Annotated in this window: 6 protein-coding genes; all 6 read left to right on the top strand. The window is 68.8% G+C overall.

Annotation, left to right across the window (positions count from 1 at the left end; genetic code table 11):
• On the top strand, window positions 1-778 hold a 778-nt coding region (locus ACTHMS_RS03170), incomplete at its 5' end, for an elongation factor Tu (RefSeq protein WP_440305224.1).
• A gap of 115 nt (window positions 779-893) precedes the next feature.
• On the top strand, window positions 894-1,199 hold the full coding sequence (rpsJ, locus tag ACTHMS_RS03165; protein WP_040804197.1) for a 30S ribosomal protein S10: 306 nt from the start codon (window positions 894-896) through the stop codon (window positions 1,197-1,199).
• Window positions 1,200-1,205: 6 nt separating this feature from the next.
• On the top strand, window positions 1,206-1,850 hold the full coding sequence (gene rplC / locus ACTHMS_RS03160) for a 50S ribosomal protein L3 (protein ID WP_440305223.1): 645 nt from the start codon (window positions 1,206-1,208) through the stop codon (window positions 1,848-1,850).
• 1 nt (window position 1,851) lies between these two features.
• A complete protein-coding gene (rplD, locus tag ACTHMS_RS03155) occupies window positions 1,852-2,571 on the top strand; it encodes a 50S ribosomal protein L4 (RefSeq protein WP_440305222.1) in 720 nt (239 codons plus the stop codon).
• Window positions 2,571-2,864: a 50S ribosomal protein L23 gene (gene rplW / locus ACTHMS_RS03150; protein ID WP_440305221.1), complete on the top strand. Its 294-nt coding sequence runs from the start codon at window positions 2,571-2,573 to the stop codon at window positions 2,862-2,864. Before rplD ends, rplW begins: the two co-directional genes overlap by 1 nt.
• Before the next feature lie 10 nt (window positions 2,865-2,874).
• A partial coding sequence (gene rplB / locus ACTHMS_RS03145) for a 50S ribosomal protein L2 (protein ID WP_440305220.1) occupies window positions 2,875-3,620 on the top strand: 746 nt, incomplete at its 3' end.

Here is a 3,620-nt window from a genome sequence, read left to right as displayed (position 1 = left end):
GGCCGACATGGTCGACGACGAGGAGATCATGGAGCTCGTCGAGCTCGAGGTTCGCGAGCTGCTCTCGCAGTACGAGTTCCCGGGCGACGACGCTCCGGTCGTCAAGGTCTCGGCGCTCAAGGCGCTCGAGGGTGACGGCCAGTGGGGCGACTCGGTTCTCGAGCTCATGAACGCTGTCGACGAGGCTATCCCGGACCCGGTCCGCGAGACCGACAAGCCGTTCCTGATGCCGATCGAGGACGTCTTCACGATCACCGGTCGTGGCACCGTCGTCACCGGTCGTATCGAGCGCGGCGTGCTCAAGGTCAACGAGACCGTCGACATCGTGGGCATCCACCCGACGAAGCAGACGACGACCGTCACCGGCATCGAGATGTTCCGCAAGCTGCTCGACGAGGGCCAGGCCGGCGAGAACGTCGGTCTGCTCCTGCGTGGCATCAAGCGTGAGGACGTCGAGCGCGGCCAGGTCGTCATCAAGCCGGGCACGACCACCCCGCACACCGACTTCGAGGCCCAGGTCTACATCCTCTCGAAGGACGAGGGCGGCCGGCACACGCCGTTCTTCAACAACTACCGCCCGCAGTTCTACTTCCGTACGACGGACGTGACCGGCGTCGTGACCCTCCCCGAGGGCACCGAGATGGTCATGCCGGGTGACAACACCGAGATGACGGTGGCGCTCATCCAGCCGATCGCCATGGAAGAGGGTCTGCGCTTCGCGATCCGCGAGGGTGGCCGCACCGTCGGCGCCGGTCGCGTCACGAAGATCATCACGTAGTTCGGCCGCCGGGCGGGCTCGGAACACTGAGCCCGCCCGGTGCCTTGCTCCGGTTCACATCGGCCGCGAGCCCGCACCTGCAGGACACCGAGAACAGCGAAGGTGAGTCGTTCCCATGGCGGGACAGAAGATTCGCATCCGGCTCAAGGCCTATGACCACGAGGCCATCGACGCCAGTGCGCGCAAGATCGTCGAGACGGTGACCCGCACGGGCGCCCGAGTGGTCGGCCCCGTGCCGCTGCCGACGGAGAAGAACATCTACTGCGTCATCCGCTCGCCGCACAAGTACAAGGACTCGCGCGAGCACTTCGAGATGCGCACCCACAAGCGACTCATCGACATCCTCGATCCCACGCCGAAGACGGTCGACGCCCTCATGCGCATCGACCTCCCGGCCTCGGTCGACGTCAACATCCAGTAGGAAGACATGGCTACCGCAACCCAAGGCATCCTGGGCTCGAAGCTCGGCATGACCCAGGTCTTCGACGAGAACAACCGGATCGTCCCGGTCACCGTCGTCAAGGCCGGGCCGTGCGTCGTCACCCAGATCCGCACGCTCGAGACCGACGGCTACACCGCGGTGCAGCTCGCCTTCGGTGAGATCGACCCGCGGAAGGTGACCAAGCCGGTCGCCGGGCACTTCCGCAAGGCCGAGGTCACGCCGCGCCGGCACATCGCCGAGCTGCGCACCGACGACATCGAGGCCTACACGGTGGGTCAGGAGATCGGTGCGGACGTGTTCGAGGCGGGCACCCGCGTCGACGTCACCGGCACCACCAAGGGCAAGGGCACCGCCGGTGTCATGAAGCGTCACGGCTTCGCCGGCGTCTCGTCCTCGCACGGTGCGCACCGCAACCACCGCAAGCCGGGTTCGATCGGCGCCTGCGCCACGCCGGGCCGTGTCTTCAAGGGCCTGCGCATGGCCGGCCGCATGGGCGCCGTCAAGGCGACCACCACCGGCCTGAAGATCCACCGCGTGGACGCCGAGAAGGGCCTGCTGCTCATCAAGGGCGCCATCCCGGGCCCCGACGGCGGCCTCGTGTTCATCCGCACCGCGGCGAAGGAGGCCTGACATGACCGCGTCCAGCGACCTCATCGTGTCGGCCGACCTGCCGGCCGAGATCTTCGACGTCGAGCCGAACATCCCGCTCATCCACCAGGTCGTCGTGGCCCAGCTCGCGGCCGCCCGCCAGGGCACGCACGCCACCAAGACCCGCGGTGAGGTGTCCGGTGGCGGCAAGAAGCCGTACAAGCAGAAGGGCACCGGCCGCGCCCGTCAGGGTTCGACCCGTGCGCCGCAGTTCACCGGTGGTGGCACCGTGCACGGCCCGCAGCCGCGCAACTACGAGCAGCGCACGCCCAAGAAGATGATCCAGGGCGCCCTGCGCGGTGCGCTGTCCGACCGCGCCCGCGGCGGCCGCGTGTTCGTCGTGTCCTCGCTCGTCTCGGGCGACGCGCCGTCGACCAAGGCCGCGGCGGCCACGCTCGCCGCGGTGTCCAGCGCCCGCAACGTGCTGGTGGTCGCCGAGCGCAGCGACGAGCTGACCTGGAAGAGCCTGCGCAACGTCGCGTCCGTGCACATCCTCGAGCCGGGCCAGCTCAACGCCTACGACGTGCTGATCAGCGACGACGTGGTGTTCACCCAGGCCGCGCTCGACGCGTTCGTGGCCGGCCCGGTCAAGGGCAAGTCGGCCAAGGCGACGGCCACGAGCAGCGAGGTGCCGGGCGAGGCCGCGGTCGCCGAGCTCAGCGCCAGCGACGCGACCGACGCAGCTGAAGGGACGGAGTCCTGATGTTCGACGACCCGCGTGACGTGCTGCTCGCTCCGGTGATCTCGGAGAAGAGCTACGGCCTGCTCGACGGCAACAAGTACACGTTCGACGTGCACCCGCAGGCCAACAAGACGCAGATCAAGATCGCGGTCGAGAAGGTGTTCGGCGTCAAGGTGCTCGACGTCAACACCCTCAACCGCCAGGGCAAGCGCAAGCGCACCCGCTTCGGCTATGGCCAACGGCGCAGCGTGAAGCGCGCGATCGTCACCCTGCGCGAGGGCGACCGCATCGACGTCTTCGGACAGATCGGCTGAGGTTCCTGACATGCCTATCCGTAATTACAAGCCGACCACGCCGGGTCGCCGCGGATCGTCCGTGGCCGACTTCGCCGAGGTCACGCGCGACACCCCCGAGAAGTCGCTGGTCAAGCCCCTGCACAACAAGGGCGGCCGCAACAACTCGGGTCGCATCACGACGCGCCACCAGGGCGGCGGGCACAAGCGCGCCTACCGCGTGATCGACTTCCGTCGGCACGACAAGGACGGCGTGCCGGCCACGGTCGCGCACATCGAGTACGACCCCAACCGCACCGCGCGCATCGCGCTGCTGCACTACGCCGACGGCGAGAAGCGCTACATCCTCGCCCCGCGCAACCTGAAGCAGGGCGATCGCATCGAGAACGGTCCGGGTGCCGACATCAAGCCGGGCAACGCGCTCCCGCTGCGCAACAGCCCGGTCGGTACGACGGTGCACGCGATCGAGCTCCGCCCGGGCGGCGGCGCGAAGATCGCCCGCAGCGCCGGCGCGAGCGTCCAGCTCGTCGCGAAGGACGGCCCGTACGCCCAGCTGCGCATGCCGTCCGGCGAGGTCCGCAACGTCGACGTGCGCTGCCGCGCCACCGTCGGCGAGGTCGGCAACGCCGAGCAGAGCAACATAAACTGGGGCAAGGCCGGCCGCATGCGCTGGAAGGGCAAGCGCCCGACCGTCCGCGGTGTCGCGATGAACCCGGTCGACCACCCGCACGGTGGTGGTGAGGGCAAGACGTCCGGTGGTCGCCACCCGGTGAACCC

It is taken from the genome of Jatrophihabitans sp., assembly GCF_051960575.1.
In the GTDB taxonomy this organism is placed as follows: domain Bacteria; phylum Actinomycetota; class Actinomycetes; order Mycobacteriales; family Jatrophihabitantaceae; genus JBQCEE01.
Note: the sequence above shows the minus strand (reverse complement) of the source record. Positions and strands in the feature narration are given on the sequence as shown.